Source organism: Amaricoccus sp. W119 (assembly GCF_047275745.1).
Lineage (GTDB): Bacteria > Pseudomonadota > Alphaproteobacteria > Rhodobacterales > Rhodobacteraceae > Amaricoccus.
Genome location: NZ_JBKQWU010000034.1, coordinates 13,286 through 38,025, shown reverse-complemented (window position 1 = coordinate 38,025; position 24,740 = coordinate 13,286). Strand labels below are relative to the sequence as shown.

Genomic DNA, 24,740 nt, shown 5'->3' with positions numbered 1-24,740 from the left:
AAAAGGGGCGCATGGGACTGTGCGTGAGGACCATCGGCATCGCCCGCGCCAAGGTGAAGATCGGCCTGGCCAACATCGCCTTCGACATGAAGCGGCTCGTCTTCCTGGAGCGGAGGGAAGCGGCCGCGTGAAGCACAACAGCCGGGAAACGGCGACCCCGGTCCCCGGAGCGCCCGGTGAAAGCGCGGAAACGGTCATCATATGCGTACCAGAACGCCCAAGACAGCGCCTCGGCGCCCAAATGATGCTCTCAAGCCCCGTTCTTCAGGGTGTCCGGTTGTTGATGCTCGCGGCTGAGATCTGGTTAGGGCGGAATTCGGTTCCCATGCTTTAGCCTAGCGGATTCAACCGCTTGAGGCTATGTTAGGGCCATGGTGCTCTTGATACATAAGGCCGGGGATCTTCCCGAACGAGGCCTCGATCCGGCGGCTCGTCGGTGCCATTCTCATGGAGCAGACCGAGGAATGGACCGTCCAGCGCGGTCGCTATCTCACGCTGGAAACGCTCGCGCCGATCCGCGATGATCTCACCGTCAGCTTGCCTGCCGCTCAGCGCGACTGACCAGCTCCGCCGGCCAGTCAGCGCCAGGCCCGCCGTGAGCTACACCAACAGATGGGGCACGATCTCGCGGAGCTGGATCAACCAGATCGAACGCTGGTTCGCGGAGCTGACCCGGAAGCGGCTCCGTCGCGGCGTCCATCGCTCGACGGCGGAGTTGGAGGTTGATATCGTCGCATTCATCGAGGCCCACAACGAAAACCCAAAGCCCTACAATTGGGTCAAATCCGCCGACGAAATCCTCGCCGCCGTCAAGCGCTTCTGTCAGAGAACCCAGAAAGCCCTATGNGGAGGTTGATATCGTCGCATTCATCGAGGCCCACAACGAAAACCCAAAGCCCTACAATTGGGTCAAATCCGCCGACGAAATCCTCGCCGCCGTCAAGCGCTTCTGTCAGAGAACCCAGAAAGCCCTATGCGGCGAACGTTAGATTCAGGTGACTAGGACCGGCGCGGGGGGCCACGCGCCCGCGTGGCCTGTATTCGGGAAAGTCCGCGCGCCCGGGGCCCATGTCCCGGGCGCGTTCGATTCCGGCGTCAGTTCTCAGGCGTCAGTTCGGGAGATAGGCCCGGGGATCGACGCTGGTGGTGCCGCGGAAGACATCGAACTGCAGCTCCGGCCGGTCGCGCGGGGCGACATTGCCGATGACCTGGCCGGCGCTGACGCTGTCGCCTTTCTGGACCGAGACGTTGGAGAGCGTGCTGTAGGTCGTCATCAGATCGTCGCGGTGGCGGATGAGAACGATGGACCCCTGGCCGCCGAGTTCGTTCGAGATCAGCGCCACCTCGCCATCGCCCGCCGCCCGGACCGGGGTTCCGGCCGCCGCCGAGTAGCCGACGCCGTTCGGATCGGCGGTATCGTAGGGCCGGGCGATGGCCCCCGAGACCGGTGCCTGCAACCTTCCGCCCTGCGGCGTGCGGTACTGGCCGAGATCGGGCGCGACCGGCGTCTCCGGTGTCTCGATGTTCTCCGGCAGCGGAGTCGAGGCGCTCGGCGGCGCGGTGATCGGTGTCGCCTGTCCGGGCGTTTCGCTCGCCGGATCGGAGGAGATGCTGTTCGCGCCGCTCACGATCGGGATCAGCAGTTCCTGGCTCGTGCGTACCGCGAGATCGGGGCCGAGGCCGTTCCAGGAGGCGAGCGCGGTGACCGAGACGCCGTAGAGCCGGGCGATCGAATAGGCGGTCTCGCCCGCTTCGACGCGGTGGCGCACCGGGTCGATCAGCGGCGCGCCCTGGCCGTTCTGGAACGGGTTCGTCGTGCCCGCGCCCACCGTCGTCGCGCCGCCGTCGATCGCCTGGGAAGCCCGTTCCGGGCTCCAGCCGCCGTCGAGCGATTGCGTCGTCACATCGCCTCCGAGCGCGCTCGGCCGGGGAAAGCTGTCCGGCAGCAGCAGGATCTCGCCCTGACGTAGCATGTAGTCGGCCGGAAGCGAGTTGCGGCCGGCGAGGTCGGCCGGCGTCAGGCCGAGACGGTTGGCGATCGTCGCCACCGTGTCACCGTCGCGCGCGACGACGACCTGATAGGAGGCATAGGTGATGACACCCCGCGCGTCCGGCGCCTGGTTGGCGATCACCCCGGTCGGCGCGGGTGCGCCGCCACCACCGCCGAAGGGATTGAAGTCCTCGTAGCCGGCGCAGCCCGAGAGCGCCAGCGCGCTCGATATCAGAAGCGCCGCGGCGCCGGGCAGGGTGGTCCGGCGCTCGGAACGGGCCGGGCCGACGGGAAGGCCGGATCTCGGCGGTCTGGCGTCTCGCATGGTCGATTTCCCCGGGTTCAAGCTGGTTTCAGTCGGATACATCCTCGGCGACTCCCTCCACAAGGGGCACGAACCGCACGGCGCCGAGATCGGTGTATTCATAGCCGGTTTCGCTCTTGTCGACCCGGATCAGCTGCTGCACCGCGTCGGTCTGGCCGACCGGCAGCACCATGACCCCCCCGATGCGAAGCTGGTCGAGCAGGTTGCGCGGCGGGTCCTCGGCGGCGGCGGTCAGCATGATGCGGTCGAAGGGCGCCTGTTCCGGCAGTCCCATCGACCCGTCGCCATGCACCACGGTGATGTTGCCGAGCTCCATCCGCCGCAGCAGGTCGCGCGCGCGGAGCGCGAGGGCGCGGTGACGCTCGACGGAATAGACCCGCCGGGCGAGATGCGACAGGATCGCCGCCTGATAGCCGGAGCCGGTGCCGATCTCGAGCACCTTGCAGCGCCGCGTGACATCGAGCGCCTGGGTCATCAGCCCGACCACGGTCGGCTGGCTGATCGTCTGGCCGCAGGCGATCGGCAGCGGCGTGTCCTCGTAGGACCGCTCGAGGAAGATGCCTTCGAGGAAATCCGCCCGCCGCGTCTTCTCCATCGCCTTTAGCACATCGGCGTTGGTAATCCCGCGGGAGCGCAGGTTGAAGACGAACTGCATCTGGCTCTCGAGGGGGTCCATCGGCGTCTTCTCCTATGCGAGCGCCTGGGCGAGTGGTTCGATCTGGTCGCGCACGGTCAGATCCGCGCTGAGCGGCGTGACGGTGACATAACCGTCGTGGCACTCGCGGGCATCGGTCCCTGGCGCGGTATCGGAATTGCCATGGCCATGGGTGAGCCAGAGATAGCGCCGCCCGTTCGGCGAGATATGCGGCTGGGTCCCGAAGGTCGGGCCGGCGCGATTGCCTTGCGCGGTGGCGCGCAGCCCCCGGACCTCGCCCGGCGACACGGCGGGAAAGTTCACGTTGTAGAAAAGCCGGTAGCCGGTCTTCGACCAGCTGGCGCCCTTGAGGAGCCGCCGGACCACATCCGCGCCATGCGCCCGCGCGGCGGCGAAGAGATCGAGATCGGGCCGCGGACGGCCGAAATACTGCGAGAGCGCGATCGAGCGGAAGCCGTGCAGGGCGCCCTCCATCGCGCCGCCGATCGTGCCCGAATAGAGCGTGTCCTCGGCGACGTTATGTCCCCGGTTCACCCCCGAGAGGATGAGATCCGGCGGCGTGTCGGCGAGAATGTCGCCGACGGCGGCGAGAACGCAATCGGCGGGCGAACCCTCGACCGCGAAGCGCCGCTCGCCGAGCGGCTCGATCCGCATCGGGCGGATATAGGAGACGCAGTGCCCGACTCCGGATTGTTCGAAGGCGGGGGCGACGATCCAGACCTCGCCGTCCGGCCCGGCGATTTCGCGGCCGATTTCCTCGGCGACGACGAGGCCAGGCGCGCTGATGCCATCATCGTTGGTGATCAGAATGCGCATGCGTGCTCCTTGGGGTTCGTGCCCGTTTCTAAGGGGGTTTGCCCCTCTCCGTCCAGCGGGTGGCCCCGACGCGGACGCGGGAATCGCCGCTGGCGTTGCCCGAGATGGCGATATAGTAAGGCAGGCATACTTTATCGCTCTCATCGGAGGCACTTGCATGTCGGCTTCGATCGATCCCGGGAGCGCGTCCTTCCTCGTCGGCGATCTCGCGCGGCTCATGCGACTCGAATTCGAGCGGCGGATCGCGGAGGAGCCGGTCGCGGTCACGCCGGCGGAGGCGCGGGTGCTCGCCCACGTGGCCCGCGGCGGCCAGACGCGGCAGCATGTGCTGGCGGAGCGCCTCGGCATCGGGCCGATGAGCCTCACGGGCTTCCTCGACCGCCTGGAAGCCCAGGGGCTGATCGCGCGGATCGCCGATCCGCGTGACGGGCGCGCGAAGCTGGTGGCGCTGACCGAGGCCGCCGGGCCCGTGCTGGCCACGATCGCCCGCGCGGGCGTCGCCGCGCGGGCGACGGCCCGCTCCGGGATCTCCGAGGCCGACTGGCTCCGGTTTCAGGACGTGACGCGGCGGGCCATCGAGAACCTGCGGCGCGCGCGGGGCGGCGTGGGCGAGGACGCGGGTCCGGAGGAGCGGCGATCATGACGACGATCGACGGAACTCCGGCCCTGAACGGCGCGCGGACTCCCGGACCGGCTCCCCAGCCGGTGATGACCGCGCGGCGCGTCGGGGCGATCGGCGCCATGCTGACCGCGATCGGCCCGGTCTCGATGTCGATCTACACCCCCGCCATGCCGGAGATCGTGCATGCCTTCGCCACGACCGAGGCGGCGGTGAAGATGACGCTCACGCTCTATTTCGGTGGTTTCGCCGGGGCGCAGCTGATCGCCGGACCCTTGTCCGACGCCCTCGGCCGGCGGCCGGTGACGTTTCTCTTCATGGGGATCTATTTCGCGGCCAGTCTGCTCGCGCTCTGGGCGCCCGGCGTCGAGGTGCTGATGGCCGCGCGGTTCGCCCAGGGCATCGGCGCGGCGGCCGGGGTCATCATCGCGCGCGCCGTGGTGCGCGACCTGTTCTCGGGCGAGGAATCGTCGCGCGTCCTGAACGTCATCGGCATCATCCTGTCGGTCGGGCCCGCGCTCGCGCCGACCGTGGGCGGGTTCCTGCTCGTCTGGTTCGGCTGGCGCTCGATCTTCATGACGATGGCCGGGATCGGCCTGCTCGTCATCGGCGTGACCGGCCTCTTCATGCGCGAGACGGCGCCGGGGCCGCGGCGCCGCCCGCGGGTCGGAGAGATCGCCCGGACCTACGCGGCGATCCTGCGCGAGCCGCGGTTCCTGACCGCGACGGCGGTGATCGCGGGCGGGGTCGGCGCGATCTACGCGCAGGCCACCTTCCTGCCCTTCATCCTGATGGACCGGGTCGGGCTCAGCCCGGCGGAGTTCGGTCTCGGCATGCTGATGCAGAGCGGCTCCTTCTTCGCCGCCTCGCTCCTCGCCCGGCCGCTGATGGCGCGGCTGGGGGCGGAGCGGCTGGTGCTGCCGGGCGTCATCTGCTGCGTGACCGGCGGGCTGGGGCTGACGCTGCTCCTGCTCTGGGAGCCGAGCTTCCTCCGCGTCATGGGGCCGGTGGCGGTCTATGTCTTCGGCGTCGGCTTCGTGATGCCGGCGATGATGACGGCGGCCATGGCGCCCTTCCCGCGGGCGGGCGGAGCGGCGGCGTCGATGACGGGGTTCATCCAGATGGGCGCGGGGCTCGTCGTCGGCTCGCTCGGCGCGCTGATGGGCGATCCGGTGCGCGCGATGGCGGTGCTCATTCCGCTGATGGGGCTCGTCTGCTCGCTCGGCTACATCGGCCACCGGCGGCGCCTTCGGCTGGAGGGGCCGCCCCTCGCCTGAGGGTCGGGTCGGATCGCGAGGTCAGGCGCCCAGTCGGGCGACGAAGCCGTGCAGCGCGGCCGAGGCGCCGTCCGGATGGTTCCAGAGTTCCTCGCCCAAGGCAATGAAATCCGCCGCCCGCGCGAGATCCGCCGCCTGATCCGGGCTGAGACCACCCTCGGCCATTACGGGGATCTCGATCATCTCCGACCACCATTCGAAAAGCTCGAAGGGCGCGAGCGCGCCGTCGCCGAGACTCGACGGGCTGATCGGTCCGAAGGAAACGTAATCCGCCCCGATCTCGCCCGCCGTCATCCCGTCGTGCCGCGAGGCATGGGCGTAGGTGCCGACGATCGCATCCTGCCGCAGGGCCTTGCGCGCCGCGCGCACCTGCCGCGCTCCGTCGGAGAGATGCACGCCGTCGAGCCCGAGTCGCTCGACCATCAGGAAATGGTCCGACAACACCAGCGGCACGTCGCGGCGGTGGCAGACCTCGCGCAGGGTGTCGGCGGCGCGGGCGATGTCCTCCTCCGACCGCGTGGCGAGGCTGAGGCGGACACAGGCGATCTCGAACCGGTCGAGCAGACCCGCGAGCGTGTCGGAGAAATCGGCGAGCCGCGGCGCGGGCGGCGTGATGAGATAGAGCTTCGCCGTGTCTTCGTTGGGCATTGGTTCGACCGTCTGGCGGGCATGCGCCCGGGCGGGGCGGTCCGGGGTTGGAGCGGGGTCTGCGAGGCGCGGCCACCCCCCGCGAAGAGCGTGGCCGCCGTGGGGCTGAGCGGGTGTCCCGCGCGTGGCGGGATACCTCCCTCCGGTCGGCTCAGCGGCGCAGGATCGAACGCCCGGCGAAGATCGCGTGTTCGCCGAGATCCTCCTCGAGACGAATCAGCTGGTTGTACTTCGCAAGCCGATCCGAGCGCGACAGGGAGCCGGTCTTGATCTGGCCGCAGTTGGTCGCGACCGCGAGATCTGCGATGGTCGAATCCTCGGTCTCGCCCGAACGATGCGACATCACGGCCGTGTATCCGGCGCGATGCGCCATGTCGACGGCGGCGAGCGTCTCGGTCAGCGAGCCGATCTGGTTCACCTTGACGAGGATCGAATTGCCGACGCCCTTCTCGATGCCCTCCGCGAGCCGCCTGGTGTTGGTGACGAAGAGATCGTCGCCGACGAGCTGGCAGCGGCCGCCGATCGCCTCGGTCAGGAGCTTCCAGCCCTCCCAGTCATCCTCGGACATGCCGTCCTCGATCGAGATGATCGGGTAGTTGTCGACGAGCCCCGCGAGATAGCTCGCATTCTCCGAGGGCGAGCGCTTCTTGCCCTCGCCCGCCATGTCGTAGACGCCGTCCTTGAAATACTCGGTCGCCGCGCAATCGAGCGCGACATAGACGTCTTCGCCGGGCTTGTAGCCGGCGGTCTCGATCGACTTCACGATGAAATCGAGCGCCTCGTTGGTGGAGGAAAGGTTCGGCGCGAAGCCGCCCTCGTCGCCGACGGCGGTGTTGTGGCCGGCCTTGGAGAGGTTCTTCTTCAGCGCGTGGAAGATCTCCGCGCCGATCCGGATCGATTCCGAGCAGGTCTCGGCGCCGACCGGCATGACCATGAATTCCTGGATGTCGATCGGGTTGTCGGCATGGGCGCCGCCGTTGATGATGTTCATCATCGGAACCGGCAGGACGCGGGCCGAGGTGCCGCCGATGTAGCGGTAGAGCGGCATGCCGAGGCTCTGGGCGGCGGCCTTCGCGGTGGCGAGGCTGACGCCCAGGATGGCATTGGCCCCGAGCTTGGCCTTGTTCGGCGTGCCGTCAAGCTCAAGCATCAGCGTGTCGATCGCGACCTGATCGGTGGCGCGCAGGCCGGTGATCGCTTCGCAGATCGGCCCGTCGACGGCTTCGACCGCCTTCAGCACGCCCTTGCCGCCGAAACGCTTCGCATCGCCGTCGCGGAGCTCCACCGCCTCATGCGCGCCGGTGGATGCGCCCGAGGGCACAGCCGCCCGGCCCATGGCGCCGTCTTCGAGCAGGACATCGACCTCGACGGTCGGGTTGCCCCGGCTGTCGAGGATTTCACGCGCGACGACGTCGATGATGACCGACATATTCCGATACTCCCCCGTATCCCGGTTCTGAGGCTTTCGCTTGCTTAGAGCAAACTTCCGCGGGGGGAAACCGCGAAAAGCCGGCGTTCAGGCGCGTTCCGGCCCTCCTTCGGCATGTTCGCCGCCATGCGCGTGCCCGTGGTCGTGTCCATGATCATGCCCGTGATGATGTCCCGGCGCGTCGGCGTCATCCCGGCGCGGTTCCCCCGCGGACGAGAGCGCCGGCAGGAACCGGGCGAAGGCCGCCGGTACCACGGCCCGCTTCTCGCCCCGCGCGATCACCACGATCCGGGTCGTCGGCGCCATGCCGCCGGGCCAGCCCTTCCGGCGGGCGGGCGGATGCATGATGTGCTGGACGACGTGGAGGATCACCGCCGTGTCGGGGTCCTCGTCGAGCTGGCAGATCGCCTTCATCCGCAGGAGATCCGGCCCGAGCTTGTCCTGAAGCATGCCGATCAGATCCTGGGCGTCCCAGGGATTGATCGGCTCCCGCCCCTCGTAGCAGAAGGCCTCGATATCCGCGCCGTGGCGGTTCACGGCCCGGTCGTGGGCCCGGTCATGGTCGTGGTTGTGGTTATGGTCGGCGTCGAAACGGAGCCAGTCCGCCACCTCCGGCGCTTTGAGCGCCGGATCGAAGGCCGCGAGGCCGAAGACATCACCGGCCCGCGCCGCGCCCGCGTCGATCATGCGCGCGTTCGGGTTGCTTCCGCCGAGCCGGTCCCGGAGCGCATCGGCGTCGGCGGGCTCCGCCAGATCGGTCTTGGAGAGCAGGATGAGGTCGGCGACGCCGGCCTGCGCGCGGGCCTCCGGAAACCGGTCGAGCGTCGCCGCGCCGCTGGCCGCGTCCACCACCGTCACGACGCCGTTCAGCACATAGCGGTCGATCACCTCGTCGCTCGTCATCAGCGCATGGAGCACCGGCGCGGGATCGGCGAGGCCCGTGGTCTCGACCACGAGCCGGGAGAAGGCGGGACCCGTGCCCGCCTTCGCCGCGTCGGCGAGCCGGATCAGCGTCAGGCGGATGTCGCCCGCGACGGTGCAGCAGAGGCAGCCGGTCGTCTCGGCGAAGGCCCGACCGTCGGCCTCCTCGACCAGATCGCCGTCGATGCCGACGGCGCCGAACTCGTTCACGATCACCGCCGTGTCACGGAAACCGTCCTCGCGGAGAAGCCGGTTCAGGAGGGTGGTCTTTCCCGCGCCGAGAAAGCCCGTCAGGATGGTGACGGGAATCCTCGGTGGCGTCGCGCCAGCATCGGAATTCGTATCGGTCATGACGGCCCCCTCGCGTTCCCGGCGCAGGATATGCCCCGTAAGGCGGTCGCTGCAAAGCCGAAACGTCGCCTCCGCGTCAGCCGTCGAGGCAGGCGGCGAGGTCGGTCGCGAGGGTCCGGATCAGCGTCGGGTAGAGCTCCGGTCCCGCCGCGAGGCCAACTCCCTCGGGGTCGAGGTCCGCGCCCCGGACATCGGTCCCCTCGGTGATGGTCGCGAGAAGCTTCGGCGGGAACTGCGGTTCGGAGAAGGCGCAGACCACCTTGTCACGGATCACCCGGTCGCGGATCTCGGCGACCCGCGCCGCCCCCGGGGCCTCGCCGTCGTGCAGCGCGACCGACCCCGCGGCCGGAATCTCGAACCGATGCTCGAAATACTGGTAGGCGTCGTGGAAGACGATGAAGGGTTTGCCACGCGCCGGGGACAGGATCGCCGAAACCTCCGCCTCCAACGCCCCGATCTCGGCGCGGAACGCGGCTGCGTTGGCGCGGTAGGTCCCGGCGTTCTCCGGGTCCAGTTCCGCCAGCTCCGCCGCGACCGCCTCGGCGAAAGCGGCGGCGTTCGCGGGATCGAGCCAGAGATGCTGGTCGATCCCGGTCCCGGAGTGATCGTGCCCGTCTCCTTGGTCGTCGTCATGCCCGTGATCGCCACCATGATCGTGCCCATGATCGCGGCTCGATGGCTCGAACGGCCCCGAGGAGCGGACCGGCAGCAGGGTCAGGCCCGGAACCTCGTCGAGCCTCAGCGCCCGCGCATTGCCGGCGAGCGCGTCGAGCGGGTCCGCGAGCCAGGGCGTCATGCCCGGGCCGATCCAGACCACCAGATCGGCCTCGCCGAGCCGCCGCGCCTCGGACGGGCGTAGCGAATAGCTGTGCGGGTCCGCGCCCGCCGGGAGGATCGGTTCCGGCGCGCCCACCCCCGCCATGACCCGGGCGGTGATCGAGTCGACCGGGCCGATGTCGGTGACCACGGCCGGCGCGCCGGCGGCGATGCCCGGCAGGACGATGGTCAGAAGAGCTGCGAGCATCAGCTTCGGCGGCGCGAGGGGCAGGGGGGTCAGCATGGAGGCAGTCCTCGGATCGGTTGGCCCATGAACGGCGCGCCCATGAGCGGCGGGCCGATGCGCGGCGGGCCCATGCGCCTTGTGACCGCGGTCGAACCCGCATAGTTTTCGGGTTCAACCGCGCGTGAGATCTGTTACAAAGTAACGTATGCGACCGTCAAGCTTCACCGATCCGTTCCATGCCCATGATCACGGCGCCTGTCGGGGCGAGGCGATGCGCGCCGCCGAGGAGACCTGTCGCGCGCGCAAGCTGAGGCTGACGCCGGCGCGCGCCTTCGTGCTGGAGACGCTGCTCGAATCACACCGCGCCATGACGGCTTACGAGGTGCTGGACCGGCTCGCCGCCGCCGGGCTGGGCAGCCAGCCGCCGGTGGCCTACCGCGCGCTCGATTTTCTCGTCGCCAACGGGCTCGCGCATCGGATCGAGCGTCTCGGCGCCTTCGTCGCCTGCACGCACGGCGGGCGGGCGCGCGGATCAGCGGGCGGCCCGGTAGGCGTTTCGGAGGGCGTTTCGGCGCACGCGGCGGCGTTTCTCGTCTGCCGCCTCTGCCGCCGGGTCGCGGAGACGGCCACGCCGAAGGCGATGCGCGGCCTGGTCGAGGAGGCGCGGCTGAGCGGCTTCAGCATCGAGACGCTGGTGGTCGAGGCCGAGGGGCTTTGCGACGCCTGCCGGGAGGAGGGTGCGTGACGGAGGCTCCCGGAGTTCTCGTCTCGACCGAGGGGCTGGGCGTGACGCTCGGCGGCAACCGGGTGCTGCGAGATGTCTCGATCGCGATCACGCGGGGCGAGATCGTGACCGTCGTCGGGCCCAACGGCTCCGGCAAGACCACGCTGGTGCGGCTCCTGATCGGGGCGCTCCGCCCCTCCGAGGGTTCGGTGATCCGGGTGCCGGGCCTCGTCATCGGCTATGTTCCGCAGCGGCTCGCGATCGACCATACGATGCCGCTCACCGTCGCCCGCTTCCTCGCCTTCGCGAACCGCGACAGGAGCGAGCAGGGCCGCGCGCTCGCCCATGTCGGGGCGGCGGGGCTTGAGCGGCGGCAGATGATCGACCTCTCGGGTGGCCAGTTCCAGCGGGTGATGCTTGCCCACGCGCTGTTGCGCCGGCCCGACCTGCTCGTGCTCGACGAGGCGGCGCAGGGGCTGGACCAGCCGGGAACCGCCGCCTTCTACCGGCTCGTCGAGACGCTGCGCGCTGAACTCGGCTGCGCGGTGCTGATGGTCAGCCACGACCTGCATGTCGTCATGGCCTCATCGGACCGGGTGATCTGCCTCAACGGTCACGTCTGCTGCGCGGGCGCGCCGATGCATGTCTCCGCCGCGCCGGAATATCGCGCGCTCTTTGGCCATGGCACGGGCGGCACCTTCGCGCTTTATCGCCACGAGCATGACCACGCGCATGGTGACGGGGACCACCCGCACCACCATCATCATCACGAGCTCGAGGATGTGGAGGAAGAGCCTTGAACCTGCTCGGAGATTTCCTCGTCCGCGCCTGTCTCGCCGGGATTGGCGTCGCCATCGCCGCCGGGCCGCTCGGCTGTTTCGTCGTCTGGCGCCGGATGGCCTATTTCGGCGATGCGACGGCGCATGCCGCGCTCCTCGGGGTCACGCTGGCGCTGGCACTCGACCTGCCGGTGGTGCTCGGGGTCGCGGCGATGGCGGTCGCGATGGCGCTGACGGTGGCGGTCGCCTCGGGGCGGACCTATGCGATGGACACGATGCTCGGCGTCGCCTCGCACGCGGCGCTCGCCGCCGGTCTCGTCGCGCTGAGCTTCCTGACCGGGGTCCGGGTCGATCTGATGGGCTATCTCTTCGGCGATATCCTCGCGGTCACCCGCGGCGACCTCGCGGTGATCTACGCCGGCGCGGCGCTGGTGACCGCGCTGATCGCCTGGCGCTGGCGCAACCTCCTGATCGCGACGATCAATCCCGATCTCGCCGCGGCGTCGGGGATCGACGCGGGGCGGGAGCGGCTCATCCTCACGCTCGCGCTCGCGGTTCTCGTCGCGGTCTCGCTCAAGGTCGTGGGCGCGCTGCTCATCACCGCGATGCTGATCGTGCCGGCGGCGGCGGCCCGCGCCTTCGCGCGGAAGCCGGAGGAGATGTGGGGATTCGCGGTCGCGACCGGGGCGGTGGCAACGCTCGGCGGCATCTGGGCGTCGTGGAGTTATGACACCCCGACCGGCCCCTCGATCGTCGTCGCGGCGATCCTGCTGCTCGTGCTCGCGAACGCCCTCGCCGCCTCCGCCCGGCGAAGGGATCAGCGGGGGGCGGGATCTACCGGGTCATCGCCCTCGCCATCCGCCTCCTCGCGATCCGCGTCGAGATCGTCCTCGAGATAATCCTCGAGCTCGACCAGATCCTCGGGCAGCGGCAGGCCGAGATCGCGCATCTCGGTCAGCTTCTCGCGCAGCGATTCCTGCAATTCGTGCTTGTTGTCGGGATTCTTCGCGATTTCGTCGAGGAGCATCGCAACGCCCATCCGAAAATCCTCGAAAGCCATGGCAGCCACTCCTCGTCTGACGCGCGCCGTGATCCGCGCCGTTGATCTATGACATGGGCAGGTCGCCCTCGCATGTCTATCATGGGGCATCGCATGAGGAGAATCTCAATGTCTTTCAAGACCGTGTTCATGACCGTCGCCATCGAGCAGGACGACGCGGCGCTGAATAGGGCCATCGGCATCTGCCAGGGGCTCGACGCGCATCTCGTGACGCTGGTGCTCGGCGTCGCGTCGCCACCACCGGTCTCGCCCTATGGCGTGGTGTCGAACGACCTCTGGGCCAGCGAGGTCGATCAGGGTCAGGCCGATGCGAAGGCCAAGGCCGACAAGGTGGAGGCGGTGCTCGCCGCGTCGGGCATATCCTATTCCGTCGAGCCGCAGTTCATCGACCGGGGCAGCGTGACCTCGCTCGCCGCGCGCTATGCCCGTTACGCCGATCTGACGCTGATCGCGCCCCGCGCGCCCCAGGCCGAACAGGCCCAGGACTGGGTGATGAACGGCGCGCTCTTCGAATCGGGCCGGCCGATCCTGCTCCTGCCGGAGGCTGAGGTGCATTTCCCGCGGATCGACCGGGTCATCATCGCCTGGGATGCGAGCGTCGAGGCGTCGAAATCCGTGCGCGATGCGATCGGGCTGCTGAAGTCGGCCTCCGCGGTCGACGCGGTGCTGATCGACCCGGTGCCCTCCTTCGACGGGCACGGGCCAGAGCCGGGGTCGGATCTCTCGATCTACCTCGGGCGGCACGGGATCAAGACGACCGTGCACAGGATGCCGCGCGAAGGGCAGGGCGTCAGCGAGATCCTGCTGCGCGCCGCCACCGATTTCGGCGCCGATCTGATCGTGATGGGCGGCTTCGGCCATTCGCGCCTGCGCCAGCGCTTCTTCGGCGGCACCACGACCAACATGATGCAGAAGCTCGACGTGCCGGTGATGATGGCGCATTAGCCGCCGCCGGGAGGGCTGCCCGAACCCTCCCGCGTCGCACCTCTCACGCGCCGGACCCGAGGAGCGCCACGGCTTCCATCGCCATCATCTTCTCCTCGTTGGCGGCGATGATCATGACGTCGAAGGCGCCGAGATGCGCCATGTGGCGCAGGATCGCCGCCCGGACCGGGGCGGCGTTCTCGCCGATCCCGCCGGTGAAGACCATCGCATCGATCCCGCCGAGCGAGACCGCGAGCCCCGCCGCCGCCTGGGCGCAGCGCAGCGCGAAATAGTCGAGCGCGAATCGCGCCTCCGCGCTGTCGTCCCTCAGGAGCGTCGCGACATCATTGGTCCTGCCCGAGAGGCCGAGCAGCCCCGCGCGGTTGTAGATCAGATCCTCGATCTCCTCGAGTTCCATGCCGAAGCTCCGCCGCAGCAGCAGGATCGCGCCGGGATCGAGCGCGCCGGAGCGCGTGCCCATCGGCACGCCATCGACCGCCGTCATGCCCATCGTCGTATCGACGCTGACCCCATCGCGCATCGCGCAGAGACTCGCGCCATTGCCGAGATGCGCGGCGATCACGCGCCCGGCGCGGAGGTTGGGGTGATCCTCCGCCAGCACATGCGAGAGCCACTGGTAGGACAGGCCGTGGAACCCGTAGCGGCGCACCCCCTTGTCGTGAAATTCGCGGGGCAGGGCGAAATGGGTGAAGAGCGGATCGCGCCCGGTGTGAAAGGCGGTGTCGAAACAGGCGATATCCGGCACGTCGCCCACCAGCCGGCGCGACGCTTCCATCGCCGCGAGATTGTGCGGCTGGTGCAGCGGCGCGAAGGGGACGAGCGCGGTCAGCTCCGCGATCACCTCCGGCGTCACCAGCGTCGCGCGCGTGTGGCCGAGCCCGCCGTGAACGACGCGATGGGCGACCGCCTCCATGCGCCAGCCGTCGTCATGGGCGTCGATATAGTCGATGACCGCTTCCAGCGCGGCGGTGTGATCGGCCCGGGCGGGCAGGGCGCGCTGTGTCTCCTCCGCCCCGGTCAGCGCCGCCTTGAGCTCCGCCTCCCCGCCGATCCGGCTGACCGCGCCCTTGGCGAGCAACGCCAGACCCTCGCGGGCGAAGACGCGGAACTTGAGGCTCGATGAGCCGGCGTTCAGGGTCAGGATCGTCGGGATCATTTCACCTGCCCCATGGCGCGGGCCTCCGCCATCAGCACGGCGAGCGCGGTCGAGAGCAGCCGGGCGCGGATCGAATCGGCCCGGCTCGTCAGGATGACCGGCACCCGCGCGCCGAGCACGAGCCCGGCCGCGTCGGCGCCGCCGATGAAGACAAGCTGTTTCGCCAGCATGTTGCCGGATTCGATATCCGGGACCAGCAGGATGTCCGCCTGCCCGGCCACGGGGGAGGCGATGCCCTTCTCCCGCGCCGCCTCCGCGCTCACCGCGTTGTCGAAGGCGAGCGGCCCGTCGATCACGGCGTCGGCGATCTGGCCCCGGTCGGCCATCTTGCAGAGCGCGGCGGCGTCGAGCGTCGCCTGCATCTTCGGGCTCACGGTCTCGACCGCGGCGAGAATCGCGACCTTCGGCGAGGCGGGCCCCCAGAGCACCCGCCAGAGCGTGACCGCGTTCGCGACGATATCGGCCTTCTCCGCGAGTTCGGGGGCGATGTTCACCGCCGCGTCGGTGATGATGAAGGGCCGCGGATAATCCTCGGTCAGCATCAGGAAGGCGTGGCTGACCCGCTTTTCGGTGCGGAGACCGGAGCGCGAGCTCACGATCGCGCCGAGGAGTTCGTCGGTATGGAGCGAGCCCTTCATGATCGCGCCGACCTGTCCCGCCGCCGCCATCTCCGCGGCCTTCTCGGCGGCGGCGTGGCTGTGGGCGGTCTCGACGATCTCGAAACGGTCGGGCGGGAGCCCGGCTTCCGCCAGCGCGGCGGTGATGCGCGCGGCCGGGCCGATCAGAACCGGGTCGATCAGTTTCTCCTCGACCGCTTCCCCGACCGCCTCGATCACCGTGTCCTTGACCGGATGCACGACCGCGGTCCGGAGCGGGGCGAGACCGGCGCAGCGGTCGATCAACTCGTCGTAAGTGGCCTTCATTGAGTCATGCCTCTGAAGCTGTGGCTGGAGGTGAAGAGGGGGGGGCGGTTCACCGCCGATCCGGGGCCCGGCGCCGCATCCGGCGCTCGAATCCGCGGAGCGCGAGCGAGAGCCCGATCGTCATCGCGAGATAGAGGAAGGCGACCACGTTGTAGGTCTCGAAATAGCGGAAGGAACTCGCGGAATAGACCTTGCCCAACTGGCTGATGTCGGCGACGCCGAGCACCGAGACGAGCGCGCTGTCCTTGATGAGCGCGATGAAATCGTTGCCGAGCGGCGGGAGAATGGTCCGGATCGCCTGGGGCAGCACGACGAGCCGGAACCGCTGCCATCCCGAGAGGCCGAGCGCCTTCGCCGCCTCGACCTGTCCGGGATCGACGGACTGGATGCCGGCGCGGAAGATCTCGGCGATGAAGGCGGCGTAGCCGAGTGCCAGTGCGATGATCGCGCGCCACATGAGCGAAACGTCGCGCGTCATGAGCGTCGGCAGGCCGAGCCAGCCCGCGGCCCAGTTCCAGCCGGCGACCAGCGCCGGCGCGCCGACGAAGGCGACATAGAAGAGCAGGACGAGCATCGGCACGCCGCGCATGATCTCGATGTAGAACCGCGCGACCTGCCGCGCCGCGACATGGCGCGACAGGACGCCCGTGGCGAGGACGAGCCCTAGGAGGGTGGCCAGAAGAAAGGCCGTCAGCGTGACGAAGACGGTGACGCCGAGCCCCCGGGTGAGCGCGGCGAGGATGCCGGCATAGACCGGATCGCTCAGCATGTTCCAGCTCAGGATCGCGCCGATCAGGACGGTGGCGACGAGCCAGTACGGAAAATCCGCGCGGGCAAGGCGCTTAGGGCGCGGCCCCGGCGCGGCCGGGTCGGGACCGGTACCCTCGGGCGGCGTCATTCGCTCCGCCTCCCCGCTTCCACCAGCTATTCCGCGGCCTTGTACTCGAAGAACCACTTCCGGTTCAGCGCGTCCAGCGTGCCGTCGGCCTTCATCTCGGCGATCGCCTCGTTGACCGGGGCGACGAGATCCGAGGCCTTCGGGAAGATGAAGCCGAAATCCTCGGCGCCGAGCGCGTCGCCGACGACCTTGAAACGGTCCGGATTGGTCTCGACATAGCCCTCCCCGGCGGTGCCGTCGGTCAGCACCACATCGACGTCGCCGGAGATCAGCGCCTGCAGGCTGGCGCCGAAGGTCTCGAAGAGCCGTATCCTCGGATTGGCCTCGTTGCCGTCCAGAAGGTCGTAGACCGCGACATAGAAGGGTGTCGTGCCGGGCTGGGCGCCGACGAGCAGGTCGGGGGAGGCCATGAAGCTCTCCTCATCGTCGAAACGATCCTCGCTCGCGCGCACCAGCATGAACATTTCCGAACGCATGTAGGGCGCGGAGAAATCGACCATCCTGGCGCGGTCGTCCCGGATGGTGATTCCGTCCATCCCCATGTCGTATTGTCCCTCGGCGATGGCGGGGATCATCGCGTCCCAGCTCGCGGTCTCGTAGGTGATCGTCGCGTTCAGCCGTTTCGCGATCTCGTTCACCGCGTCGTACTCCCAGCCGATCGGCTCCGAGGCGCCGGGCTCGATGAACTGCAGCGGCGGATAGGCGTTCTCGGCCACCACGACGATCTCGCGCCCGCCGAGATCGGGAAGCGCCGCGGCCGGCGCGGCCCAGAGCAGCGGCAGGAGCGCCAGCGCGCGGAACAGGCCGGGCACGATCGTGTTTCGCGCGGTCAAGTGTCGCATGGTTGCGTTTCGCATGGCTGAACTCGCATGATTGGCCTCGCGGAGCGGGACGTTCGGCCCGACCATGGGCGAGCCGGGCGGGGCGGGCAAGCCCCCCGGGGGGTGCCCGGAAACCGTTCAGCGACCTTCTGACCCGCGAACCTTCGATCTTCGCCGATTGTTCTTTATGCGGGGTCGAACTAAGAATATTCGATGACGACGCAGCAACGCACCAAGGCGCTCGCCTTTTCGGTCCATCTGCTGACCGGCTCCGGCGCCGCGCTGGCGCTCATGGCGCTGGTGTCGGCGACGAAGGGCGATTGGGCCGCGATGTTCGCCTGGCTCATCGTCGCGCTCATCGTCGACGGGATCGATGGGCCCCTCGCCCGCAAGGTGGACACCAAGACCAATGCCAGCAACTGGGACGGGGCCATTCTCGATCTGGTGATCGACTATCTCAACTACGTCTTCATCCCGGCCTACGCGCTCATCTATTCCGACCTGCTGCCAAGCCCCTACGGCCTCATCGCGGCCTTGCTGGTCGCGCTCACCGGGGTCGTCTACTTCGCCGATGTGCGGATGAAGGCGGTGGACAACTGCTTCGTGGGCTTCCCGGCGGCGTGGCAGATGCTGGTGCTGGTGTTCCTCGTCTTCACGCCCCCGGTCTGGCTCACGATGGCGATCGTGGTGACACTCGCCTTCGCCCAGTTCGTGCCGCTGAAATTCATCCATCCGGTGCGGACCGTGCGCTGGCGGAAGGTGAACCTGCCGGTGCTGCTGATCTGGGCCGCGCTCGCCGCCTGGTCGGTCTGGGAGCGGTTCACGCCCGGCGACGCGGTGAAGATCGGCCTGCTCCTGACCTCGGTCTGGCTGCTCTTCGTCGGTATCGTCATGCAGCTCGTTCCGGAACGGAAACCCGGAAAGAGTCCGGTCAGCGCCGAATAGGCCGCCTCAGAAGCCGAGTTCCACCCGCGCGCCGAGCTCGGCGTTGGACGGGCCGAACCGCTCGAGGATCATGTCCCGGACATCGCTCGTGAGTGCCAGTTCGGCGCCGTTCTGCATGCGCCAGACATTGTCGCGCAGCGCCCGCGCATTGCGCCGGCGCCGCTTCTTCACCGCCGCCGGCCGCAGGTTCACGCCCCCGAGGAACGCGCCCAGCGCGCGAACCGAGCGCATCGGCCGGCCCGTGAGATGTTCGAGCGAGAGGAGCATCACGTTCTCAGCCCCGAGCCGCTCGGAGAAAGCGCGTTCGACGAGCCCGTAATCCGCCCAGCGCCAGGGGCCTGTCAGGTCCTCCGCCGCGTGGGCGCGCGCCATGCGGCGGTCGAAATCGACCTGCCCGAACGTGTCGAAATAGCGCGACGATTCCGCGTAGCGCGAGGCGAGCCACTGATCCTGGCGCCGGATGCCGATCAGCACGCGAAGCTGGCCGAGTGGCGCGACCGCCTCGGCCAGCGGGACCAGCCGGGCGGCGAGCGACTCGGGGCTCGGCCCGCGTTCCCGCCAGAGCGAATGCGCGTCGAGGCCGATGTTCTCGTCGGAGACCAGGAGCGTCCCGGGATCGCGCGGCGCCGCCGCCCGCAGGCCGGAGGCGGTCCGGTGGCGCAGGAAGGGCGCCGCCAGCGCCGGGAAGCGCGCGTAGCGGCGGAGGTCGAAGCAGAGGCGCTCGTGTTCCGGCGTGACGCGCCGATGCGCGAAGGCGAGTTCCGGCGCGCGTGCGAAGACCTGATGCTGCAGGAAGGTCGTCCCGGTCTTCGGCAAGCCGATGTGGAGCACGACCATCCTGCCGTCGACCGGGTGAACCGCCATGCTCAGACCAAAGCCTCGTCGCAGCGGGCGCAGGTGGCGGGATGGGGATGCGTCCCGACATCCGGCAATATGCGCCAGCAGCGCGCGCATTTCTCACCCGGCGCCGGCGCGGGCACCACCGCGACTCCGGGCGTGTCGTCGAGCGCGAAGGCGCCAGGCGGAGCTTCGCCCGCCTCGATCCGGATGCCCGAGGTGATGCAGAGCTCGTCGAAGGGCACCGAGCCGAGGAGAGCCGCGACCTCGGCGTCGGCGACATGGACCACGGGCGCGGCTTCGAGGCTCGCGCCGATGCGCTTCTCGCGCCGTTCCACTTCGAGCGCGCCGGTCACGACGCGACGGACGCGGCGGATCGTCTCCCAGCGCTGCGCGAGCGCGGGGTCGAACCATTCGCCATCGGCATGCGGGAAGTCCTGAAGATGCACCGAATCCGTCTCCGAGGGGAAGCGGTCGAGCCAGACTTCCTCCATCGTGAAGGGCAGGATCGGCGCGAGCCAGGTGACGAGCCGGTGGAACAGGAGATCCATCACCGTCCGCGCCGCCCGCCGCCGGGGGTCATCGGCCGCGTCGCAATAGAGCGCGTCCTTGCGGATGTCGAAATAGAAGGACGAGAGATCGACCGTGCAGAACTGGAAGAGCTGCTGGAACACCCGCTGGAAGTCGAACCGCGCATAGCCGTCGCGCACCGCGCCATCGAGCTCGGCGAGCCGGTGCAGCACCCAGCGCTCCAGTTCCGGCATCTCGGCGGGCACGACGCGCTCGCTCTCGTCGAAATCGGCGAGACTGCCGAGCAGGAAGCGGAGCGTGTTGCGAAGCCGCCGGTAGCTGTCGGCGGTGCCCTTCAGGATCTCCGGCCCGATCCGCTGGTCGGCGGTATAATCGGCCTGTGCGACCCAGAGCCGCAGGATGTCGGCGCCGTACTGCTTGACCACATCCTCGGGCGCCACGGTATTGCCGAGCGATTTGGACATCTTCATGCCCTTTTCGTCCAGCGTGAACCCGTGCGTCACCACGTTGCGGTAGGGCGCGCGGCCGATCGTGCCGCAGCCCTGGAGCATCGAGGAATGGAACCAGCCGCGATGCTGGTCGGTGCCTTCGAGATAGACATCCGCGATGCCGTCCGGCACCCCGTCCGCGCGATCGCGCAGCACAAAGGCATGGGTGGACCCGGAATCGAACCAGACGTCCAGCACGTCGAAGACCTGATCGTAATGCTCCGGATCGTGGAGCCCGGCGAGGATCTCGGACTTGAAGCCCGGCCGGTACCAGACATCGGCGCCTTCGGCCTCGAAGGCGCGGGTGATCCGGTCGTTCACCACCGGATCGCGCAGCAGGAAGCCCGCGTCCTCGGGCTTCGCGCCCTTCCTGACGAAACAGGTGAGCGGCACGCCCCAGGCGCGCTGGCGCGACAGCACCCAGTCGGGCCTCGTCTGCATCATCGAATGCAGCCGGTTGCGTCCCGAGATCGGCGTGAAGGTCACCAGATTCTCGATCGAGGCCAGCGCCCGCTCGCGGATCGTGGCGCCGTGGTTCCCGAGCCCGTCTTCGAGCGGCTTGTCGATGGCCGCGAACCACTGCGGCGTGTTGCGGAAGATGAGCGGCGCCTTGGAACGCCAGGAATGCGGGTAGGAGTGCTTGACCTTGCCCTTGGCGAAGAGCGCGCCCACGGAATGCAGCGCCTTGATGATGCTCACATTCGCCGGACCCTCGGCGCCATCCGGGGTGATGATCGCCTGCCCGCCGAAGAGCGGCAGGTCGGCTCGGTAGCTGCCGTCCGGCTCGACGTTGTAGGTCATCGGCAGGCCGTGCTTCAGGCCAAGCTGGAAGTCGTCGTCGCCGTGGCTCGGCGCGGTATGAACGAAGCCTGTGCCCGCGTCGTCGGTGACATGCTCGCCCACGAGCATCGGCACGTCATAATCCCATTCCGCCGCGCCGCTCTCGATGCCGCGGAAGGGATGGGCGAGGGTGAGCGCGCCAAGTTCCGCCGCCGTCACCGCGCGCAAAGGCTCGAACGCCGTCACTTTCGCGGCGCGGAACACCTCCTCGGCCAGTGTCTCGGCGAGGATCACCTTGTCGCCCGGCTTCGCCTGCGCGTTCTCCGCCGCCTCGGTCACGGCATAGAGCGAATAGGCGATCTCGGGGCTGTAGGCGACGGCGCGGTTCTGCGGGATGGTCCAGGGCGTCGTCGTCCAGATCACGACATGCGCGCCGGCGAGATCGTCCTGCGCGCCATCCGTGATCGGGAAGGGAACCCAGATCGTGTGGCTCGTGTGGTCGTGATACTCGACCTCCGCCTCGGCGAGCGCGGTCTTTTCCACCGGCGACCACATCACCGGCTTGGAGCCGCGATAGAGCGCGCCGTTCATCAGGAACTTCATGAATTCGTTCGCGATCACCGCCTCGGCGTGGAAGGCCATGGTGAGATAGGGGTTTTCCCAGTTCCCGATCACGCCGAGCCGCTTGAACTCGTCGCGCTGGATCGCCACCCATTCCTCGGCGAACTTCCGGCATTCCTGGCGGAAGGCGATGATGTCGACCTCGTCCTTGTCGAGCCCCTTGGCGCGGTACTGCTCCTCGATCTTCCATTCGATCGGCAGGCCGTGGCAGTCCCAGCCGGGAACGTAGCGCGCGTCATGGCCCATCATCTGGTGCGAGCGCACCACCATGTCCTTGATCGTCTTGTTGAGCGCGTGGCCGATATGGAGATGCCCGTTGGCGTAGGGCGGCCCGTCGTGCAGGATGAAGGGCTCCCGTCCCGTCTTCTCCCGCAGCCGGTCGTAGATCCCGATCCGCTCCCAGCGCCCGAGCCAGCCGGGCTCGCGCTGCGGCAGGCCCGCGCGCATCGGAAAGGCGGTGCGGGGCAGGAACAGCGTGTCCTTGTAGTCGGGCTCCGCGGTCAGGTCGGGTGTCATTTCGGGCGTATCGGCGCACATCGGGGCGAATCCGTCATCGGGCAAGGGAGAAGGCAAGGCGCGGGTCGACGCGCGGTCCGGCGGCCCTGAGAACTTCAGAGCGCCGGGCCGGTAATTCGGATGCGCCGCGCGAGATGCCTGAACATGCTTCGGCTATAGAGAAGCGCCGGACCGGCTTCAATCGGGTTTTTGCCCGTCCCCGGTCTGGAACAACCCGGTCAGCGAGCGGCCGATCAGGTTCGAGACCTTGGGCCGGGGCAGGGCCGAGAAGGGCAGCGGGCGGCAGACCTCCATCGCGGCGACGCCGACCCGCGCGGTAAGCGCGCCGTTGACGATGCCTTCGCCGAAGCGGCGCGACAGGCGCCCGAGCATCGTGCCGCCGACCGCGGTGTGCAGGAGATCGTCGCCCGCGGCGACCGCGCCGGTGGCGACGAGATGCGTGGCGACGGTTCCGAGCAGGCGCCAGGAGCCGAAGAAGCCGGAATGCGCGCCGTAGATCTCGGCGATGCGGCGGATCATGCGGATATTGGCCGAGAGCGCCGCCAGCACATCCATCATCGCGAGCGGGATCATCGCGGTCGCCGCCGCGACCGTGCGGCTCGCCGCCTCGATCTCCGAACGCGCCTCGGCATCGAGCGGCGTGAAGAGCGCGCGCTCGGTCAGTGCCAGCACCGCGTCGGCGTCGAGCACGTCGGCGCGCTTTCGTTCAAGCTCGTCGCGCGTCCAGGCCATCTCCGGCCGGCCGGCGTAGAAACGCTGCAGCCGGTGCGAGAGATCCGCGGCCCGCGCGCGGTCGGCGACGCGGAGCGCGGCCTCGGCATCCGCGCGGAAGGCGTCGATGCGGCCGAGCTTGCGGAAGGCCCAGATCTCGCGGAAGATCTGGACGATCACCACGAGGACGAGGGCGACCAGCACCACCATCACGACCCGCCCGAGCGTCTGGTTCCGCTCGAGCAGGCGGTCCACGTAGTCATAGGCGGCGATCGAGACGACGAGCGTCACGAGGGCCGAGAAGAGACCCCAGAACCATCGGCCCCAGAAGGAACCCTTGGCCCGGGTCGCCATCCGCGCCATCCGCATCATCGCCTCGCCGGAGGGCTGGTCCTCGGGCGGAGGCGGCGCGTCGGCGGGGCTCAGCACCGCCGGGGCGGGAAGATCGTCGCTGTCGAGGACGAAGGGCGCGTCGCCCCGGTTCTCGGACTTGGCGGACTGAGGATCGTGGGAATCTGGCCTGCGGGAATCCGCGGTGCTCATGCGAGATAATCTCCGATCAGGAATTCCGCGGCGCGGTCAAGACGGATATGGGGCGGCGCCTCGTTCGGTCCAAGCATCAGGACCGGCGGCGCGAACCGCGTGACGCTATAGGCCGCGTCGAGCCATTCCTCCGCCCCGGAGCGCGCGGGGGCGAGCAGCTGCCCCGGTTCGCTCGGCAGCCGGCCGGGAAAGAGCGCGGCCTCGACGCCCGTGTCGGCGCGCCGGCCCCGCACCACGCCGATCTCGCGGCCGTCGCGGTTGACCGTCTGCTCGACCGTCGCGCGGACGCTCGCGATCGACATCGCCCCGGTCTCGGCGCCCTTGAACCGCGCGCGCGACCGCGCCTCCGAGACCAGCGCCTCGGTGATCGCGGTCAGGGCGCCGTGCTGGTCGTGGTGCAGGTAGTCGGCCTTGGTCGCCGCGAAGAGAATGCGGTCGATGCGCCGGCCGAGCAGCGGCGCGAGCCAGGAACTCTGGCCGGGCCGGAAGGCCGTCAGGATCTCCGCCATCGCGGTTCGCAGATCCTCGAGCGCGCGCGGCCCGTCATGGATCGCGCCGAGCGCGTCTATGAGCACGATCTGGCGGTCGAGCCGGGCGAAATGGTTGCGGAAGAACGGCCCGACGACCAGCCGCTTGTAGGCCTCGTAGCGCGTCGCGAAGGTCCGCCAGAGCGTACCGGACCGCGCCTTCTCGGGCTTCGGCAGTGGCGAGAAGGTCAGCGCGGGCGAGCCTTCGAGATCGCCCGGCATCAGGAAGCGCCCGGGCGCCACGCTCGAAAGGCCCGAGGCGCGCGAGGCGGCGAGGTATTCGGTGAACCGCGCCGCGAGATCGCGCGCCTTGATCTCGTCGAGCGGCGCCGCCGGGTCGGTCTCGTCGAGGAGCGCGAGCCAGGGCGCGGCGAATTCGACCCGGCCCGGTCCGCGGGCGATATTGAGCGCCGCCGCCGACCAGGTCTCGTAGTCCTGCTCCATCAGCGGCAGGTCGAGCAGCCATTCCCCGGGGTAATCGACGATGTCGAGATGCACCGTCTTGGGTCCGGTCAGCCCGGTCAGGAACCCCGAGGGCTTCACCTTGAGTGAGAGCCGGAGCGTCGAGATCGAGCGTGTGCTTTCCGGCCAGCGCGGCTCCGGCCCCATGAGCGCCGCGAGATGATCCTCATAGGCGAAGCGCGCGATCGAATGGTCCGGCTGCGGCTGGAGATAGGCAGCGATGATCCGCCCTTCCGCCTCGGCCTTGAGCTGCGGCATCCGGCCCCGGTTCAGGAGATTGGCGACGAGCGAGGTGATGAAGACCGTCTTGCCCGCGCGGCTGAGCCCGGTCACGCCAAGCCGGATCACCGGATCGAGGAAGAGGGCCGCGGTCTCGGTGACCGCGTCGTCGATGGTCCGCGCGATGCTGCTGGTCATTCGGGAAAGCACCGGCGCGTCC

At 69.1% G+C, this 24,740-nt stretch carries 23 protein-coding genes and 2 pseudogenes; 9 read left to right on the top strand and 16 right to left on the bottom strand.

What is annotated here, in order from left to right; genetic code table 11:
• Both ACLJK8_RS15450 and ACLJK8_RS15445 read left to right on the top strand, forming a co-directional pair.
• A pseudogene (locus tag ACLJK8_RS15450) lies at positions 1-131 on the top strand (IS5/IS1182 family transposase); the annotation flags it as partial.
• Positions 132-396: 265 nt separating this feature from the next.
• Positions 397-561: pseudogene (locus ACLJK8_RS15445) on the top strand (transposase); the annotation flags it as partial.
• Positions 562-1,109: 548 nt separating this feature from the next.
• Here ACLJK8_RS15445 and ACLJK8_RS15440 read toward each other — a convergent pair.
• From ACLJK8_RS15440 to surE, 3 genes are read right to left on the bottom strand one after another with little or no spacing between them, the layout of a single operon-like run.
• Positions 1,110-2,315: a peptidoglycan DD-metalloendopeptidase family protein gene (locus tag ACLJK8_RS15440; protein ID WP_413151237.1), complete on the bottom strand. Its 1,206-nt coding sequence runs from the start codon at positions 2,313-2,315 to the stop codon at positions 1,110-1,112.
• Between the two features lie 28 nt (positions 2,316-2,343).
• Positions 2,344-2,991 (bottom strand): protein-L-isoaspartate(D-aspartate) O-methyltransferase, encoded by a 648-nt coding sequence (locus tag ACLJK8_RS15435; RefSeq protein ID WP_413151236.1) that lies wholly within the window; start codon positions 2,989-2,991, stop codon positions 2,344-2,346.
• A gap of 12 nt (positions 2,992-3,003) precedes the next feature.
• A complete protein-coding gene (surE, locus tag ACLJK8_RS15430; RefSeq protein ID WP_413151235.1) occupies positions 3,004-3,786 on the bottom strand; it encodes a 5'/3'-nucleotidase SurE in 783 nt (260 codons plus the stop codon).
• Between the two features lie 157 nt (positions 3,787-3,943).
• Here surE and ACLJK8_RS15425 point away from each other — a divergent pair, with 157 nt between their 5' ends.
• Both ACLJK8_RS15425 and ACLJK8_RS15420 read left to right on the top strand, forming a co-directional pair.
• The gene (locus ACLJK8_RS15425; protein WP_413151234.1) at positions 3,944-4,429 is read left to right on the top strand and encodes a MarR family winged helix-turn-helix transcriptional regulator; all 486 of its coding nucleotides are present in this window, start codon (positions 3,944-3,946) and stop codon (positions 4,427-4,429) included.
• Entirely contained in the window at positions 4,426-5,682 is a 1,257-nt protein-coding gene (locus ACLJK8_RS15420; RefSeq protein ID WP_413151233.1) for a multidrug effflux MFS transporter, read from the top strand. The genes ACLJK8_RS15425 and ACLJK8_RS15420 overlap by 4 nt, the downstream gene beginning before the upstream one ends.
• Before the next feature lie 21 nt (positions 5,683-5,703).
• On the opposite strand, the gene ACLJK8_RS15415 is transcribed toward ACLJK8_RS15420, so the two are convergent.
• From ACLJK8_RS15415 to ACLJK8_RS15400, 4 genes are all read right to left on the bottom strand, one after another.
• Positions 5,704-6,330, bottom strand: coding sequence for a thiamine phosphate synthase (locus ACLJK8_RS15415; protein ID WP_413151232.1), 627 nt, complete (start codon positions 6,328-6,330; stop codon positions 5,704-5,706).
• 151 nt (positions 6,331-6,481) lie between these two features.
• On the bottom strand, positions 6,482-7,759 hold the full coding sequence (gene eno / locus ACLJK8_RS15410; protein WP_413151231.1) for a phosphopyruvate hydratase: 1,278 nt from the start codon (positions 7,757-7,759) through the stop codon (positions 6,482-6,484).
• An 87-nt stretch (positions 7,760-7,846) separates the two neighbouring features.
• Positions 7,847-9,031, bottom strand: coding sequence for a CobW family GTP-binding protein (locus ACLJK8_RS15405; RefSeq protein ID WP_413151230.1), 1,185 nt, complete (start codon positions 9,029-9,031; stop codon positions 7,847-7,849).
• Positions 9,032-9,107: 76 nt separating this feature from the next.
• Positions 9,108-10,091: a zinc ABC transporter substrate-binding protein gene (locus ACLJK8_RS15400; RefSeq protein ID WP_413151229.1), complete on the bottom strand. Its 984-nt coding sequence runs from the start codon at positions 10,089-10,091 to the stop codon at positions 9,108-9,110.
• A gap of 148 nt (positions 10,092-10,239) precedes the next feature.
• Between ACLJK8_RS15400 and ACLJK8_RS15395 the strand changes: the two genes are divergently transcribed.
• The 3 genes from ACLJK8_RS15395 to ACLJK8_RS15385 are packed head-to-tail and all read left to right on the top strand — an operon-like array spanning position 10,240 to position 12,436.
• On the top strand, positions 10,240-10,779 hold the full coding sequence (locus ACLJK8_RS15395) for a Fur family transcriptional regulator (protein WP_413151228.1): 540 nt from the start codon (positions 10,240-10,242) through the stop codon (positions 10,777-10,779).
• Positions 10,776-11,558, top strand: a complete 783-nt coding sequence (locus ACLJK8_RS15390; protein ID WP_413151227.1) for an ATP-binding cassette domain-containing protein — start codon at positions 10,776-10,778, stop codon at positions 11,556-11,558. The genes ACLJK8_RS15395 and ACLJK8_RS15390 overlap by 4 nt, the downstream gene beginning before the upstream one ends.
• Before the next feature lie 2 nt (positions 11,559-11,560).
• Positions 11,561-12,436 (top strand): iron chelate uptake ABC transporter family permease subunit, encoded by an 876-nt coding sequence (locus ACLJK8_RS15385; protein ID WP_413151239.1) that lies wholly within the window; start codon positions 11,561-11,563, stop codon positions 12,434-12,436.
• Here the strand turns inward: ACLJK8_RS15385 and ACLJK8_RS15380 are convergent.
• Positions 12,355-12,597, bottom strand: a complete 243-nt coding sequence (locus ACLJK8_RS15380) for a hypothetical protein (RefSeq protein ID WP_413151226.1) — start codon at positions 12,595-12,597, stop codon at positions 12,355-12,357. The genes ACLJK8_RS15385 and ACLJK8_RS15380 overlap by 82 nt on opposite strands.
• Before the next feature lie 108 nt (positions 12,598-12,705).
• Between ACLJK8_RS15380 and ACLJK8_RS15375 the strand changes: the two genes are divergently transcribed.
• Positions 12,706-13,542: a universal stress protein gene (locus tag ACLJK8_RS15375; RefSeq protein ID WP_413151225.1), complete on the top strand. Its 837-nt coding sequence runs from the start codon at positions 12,706-12,708 to the stop codon at positions 13,540-13,542.
• Positions 13,543-13,585: 43 nt separating this feature from the next.
• Here ACLJK8_RS15375 and ACLJK8_RS15370 read toward each other — a convergent pair whose 3' ends face one another.
• Genes ACLJK8_RS15370 through ACLJK8_RS15355 form a run of 4 tightly spaced genes read right to left on the bottom strand, consistent with a single transcriptional unit; the run spans position 13,586 to position 17,361 of the window.
• A complete protein-coding gene (locus tag ACLJK8_RS15370; protein ID WP_413151224.1) occupies positions 13,586-14,698 on the bottom strand; it encodes an acetate/propionate family kinase in 1,113 nt (370 codons plus the stop codon).
• Positions 14,695-15,681 (bottom strand): bifunctional enoyl-CoA hydratase/phosphate acetyltransferase, encoded by a 987-nt coding sequence (locus tag ACLJK8_RS15365; RefSeq protein WP_413151238.1) that lies wholly within the window; start codon positions 15,679-15,681, stop codon positions 14,695-14,697. Before ACLJK8_RS15365 ends, ACLJK8_RS15370 begins: the two co-directional genes overlap by 4 nt.
• Positions 15,671-16,519: an amino acid ABC transporter permease gene (locus ACLJK8_RS15360; RefSeq protein ID WP_413151223.1), complete on the bottom strand. Its 849-nt coding sequence runs from the start codon at positions 16,517-16,519 to the stop codon at positions 15,671-15,673. The genes ACLJK8_RS15365 and ACLJK8_RS15360 overlap by 11 nt, the downstream gene beginning before the upstream one ends.
• Positions 16,520-16,545: 26 nt before the next feature.
• Positions 16,546-17,361: a transporter substrate-binding domain-containing protein gene (locus tag ACLJK8_RS15355; protein ID WP_413151222.1), complete on the bottom strand. Its 816-nt coding sequence runs from the start codon at positions 17,359-17,361 to the stop codon at positions 16,546-16,548.
• A 192-nt stretch (positions 17,362-17,553) separates the two neighbouring features.
• On the opposite strand from ACLJK8_RS15355, the gene ACLJK8_RS15350 reads away from it, so the two are divergent.
• Positions 17,554-18,285, top strand: a complete 732-nt coding sequence (locus ACLJK8_RS15350; protein ID WP_413151221.1) for a CDP-alcohol phosphatidyltransferase family protein — start codon at positions 17,554-17,556, stop codon at positions 18,283-18,285.
• 6 nt (positions 18,286-18,291) lie between these two features.
• Here ACLJK8_RS15350 and ACLJK8_RS15345 read toward each other — a convergent pair whose 3' ends face one another.
• The 4 genes from ACLJK8_RS15345 to ACLJK8_RS15330 all read right to left on the bottom strand — a co-directional run bounded on the left by ACLJK8_RS15345 (position 18,292) and on the right by ACLJK8_RS15330 (position 24,718).
• Positions 18,292-19,149, bottom strand: a complete 858-nt coding sequence (locus ACLJK8_RS15345) for a hypothetical protein (RefSeq protein ID WP_413151220.1) — start codon at positions 19,147-19,149, stop codon at positions 18,292-18,294.
• 2 nt (positions 19,150-19,151) lie between these two features.
• A complete protein-coding gene (gene ileS, locus ACLJK8_RS15340) occupies positions 19,152-22,079 on the bottom strand; it encodes an isoleucine--tRNA ligase (RefSeq protein WP_413151219.1) in 2,928 nt (975 codons plus the stop codon).
• A 156-nt stretch (positions 22,080-22,235) separates the two neighbouring features.
• A complete protein-coding gene (locus ACLJK8_RS15335) occupies positions 22,236-23,312 on the bottom strand; it encodes a YcjF family protein (RefSeq protein WP_413151218.1) in 1,077 nt (358 codons plus the stop codon).
• Positions 23,309-24,718 carry a YcjX family protein gene (locus ACLJK8_RS15330; protein WP_413151217.1) on the bottom strand — a complete coding sequence of 470 codons (1,410 nt, stop codon included), beginning with the start codon at positions 24,716-24,718 and terminating at the stop codon, positions 23,309-23,311. The genes ACLJK8_RS15335 and ACLJK8_RS15330 overlap by 4 nt, the downstream gene beginning before the upstream one ends.
• Between the last annotated feature and the right edge of the window lie 22 nt (positions 24,719-24,740).

Bases quoted from the DNA above. Each gene is read 5' to 3' on its own strand.
- ACLJK8_RS15440 (WP_413151237.1), bottom strand. From the start codon at position 2,315: ATGCGAGACGCCAGACCGCCGAGATCCGGCCTTCCCGTCGGCCCGGCC.
- ACLJK8_RS15435 (WP_413151236.1), bottom strand. From the start codon at position 2,991: ATGGACCCCCTCGAGAGCCAGATGCAGTTCGTCTTCAACCTGCGCTCC.
- surE (WP_413151235.1), bottom strand. From the start codon at position 3,786: ATGCGCATTCTGATCACCAACGATGATGGCATCAGCGCGCCTGGCCTC.
- ACLJK8_RS15425 (WP_413151234.1), top strand. From the start codon at position 3,944: ATGTCGGCTTCGATCGATCCCGGGAGCGCGTCCTTCCTCGTCGGCGAT.
- ACLJK8_RS15420 (WP_413151233.1), top strand. From the start codon at position 4,426: ATGACGACGATCGACGGAACTCCGGCCCTGAACGGCGCGCGGACTCCC.
- ACLJK8_RS15415 (WP_413151232.1), bottom strand. From the start codon at position 6,330: ATGCCCAACGAAGACACGGCGAAGCTCTATCTCATCACGCCGCCCGCG.
- eno (WP_413151231.1), bottom strand. From the start codon at position 7,759: ATGTCGGTCATCATCGACGTCGTCGCGCGTGAAATCCTCGACAGCCGG.
- ACLJK8_RS15405 (WP_413151230.1), bottom strand. From the start codon at position 9,031: ATGACCGATACGAATTCCGATGCTGGCGCGACGCCACCGAGGATTCCC.
- ACLJK8_RS15400 (WP_413151229.1), bottom strand. From the start codon at position 10,091: ATGCTGACCCCCCTGCCCCTCGCGCCGCCGAAGCTGATGCTCGCAGCT.
- ACLJK8_RS15395 (WP_413151228.1), top strand. From the start codon at position 10,240: ATGCGACCGTCAAGCTTCACCGATCCGTTCCATGCCCATGATCACGGC.
- ACLJK8_RS15380 (WP_413151226.1), bottom strand. From the start codon at position 12,597: ATGGCTTTCGAGGATTTTCGGATGGGCGTTGCGATGCTCCTCGACGAA.
- ACLJK8_RS15375 (WP_413151225.1), top strand. From the start codon at position 12,706: ATGTCTTTCAAGACCGTGTTCATGACCGTCGCCATCGAGCAGGACGAC.
- ACLJK8_RS15370 (WP_413151224.1), bottom strand. From the start codon at position 14,698: ATGATCCCGACGATCCTGACCCTGAACGCCGGCTCATCGAGCCTCAAG.
- ACLJK8_RS15360 (WP_413151223.1), bottom strand. From the start codon at position 16,519: ATGACGCCGCCCGAGGGTACCGGTCCCGACCCGGCCGCGCCGGGGCCG.
- ACLJK8_RS15355 (WP_413151222.1), bottom strand. From the start codon at position 17,361: ATGCGACACTTGACCGCGCGAAACACGATCGTGCCCGGCCTGTTCCGC.
- ACLJK8_RS15350 (WP_413151221.1), top strand. From the start codon at position 17,554: ATGACGACGCAGCAACGCACCAAGGCGCTCGCCTTTTCGGTCCATCTG.
- ACLJK8_RS15345 (WP_413151220.1), bottom strand. From the start codon at position 19,149: ATGGCGGTTCACCCGGTCGACGGCAGGATGGTCGTGCTCCACATCGGC.
- ileS (WP_413151219.1), bottom strand. From the start codon at position 22,079: ATGTGCGCCGATACGCCCGAAATGACACCCGACCTGACCGCGGAGCCC.
- ACLJK8_RS15335 (WP_413151218.1), bottom strand. From the start codon at position 23,312: ATGAGCACCGCGGATTCCCGCAGGCCAGATTCCCACGATCCTCAGTCC.
- ACLJK8_RS15330 (WP_413151217.1), bottom strand. From the start codon at position 24,718: ATGACCAGCAGCATCGCGCGGACCATCGACGACGCGGTCACCGAGACC.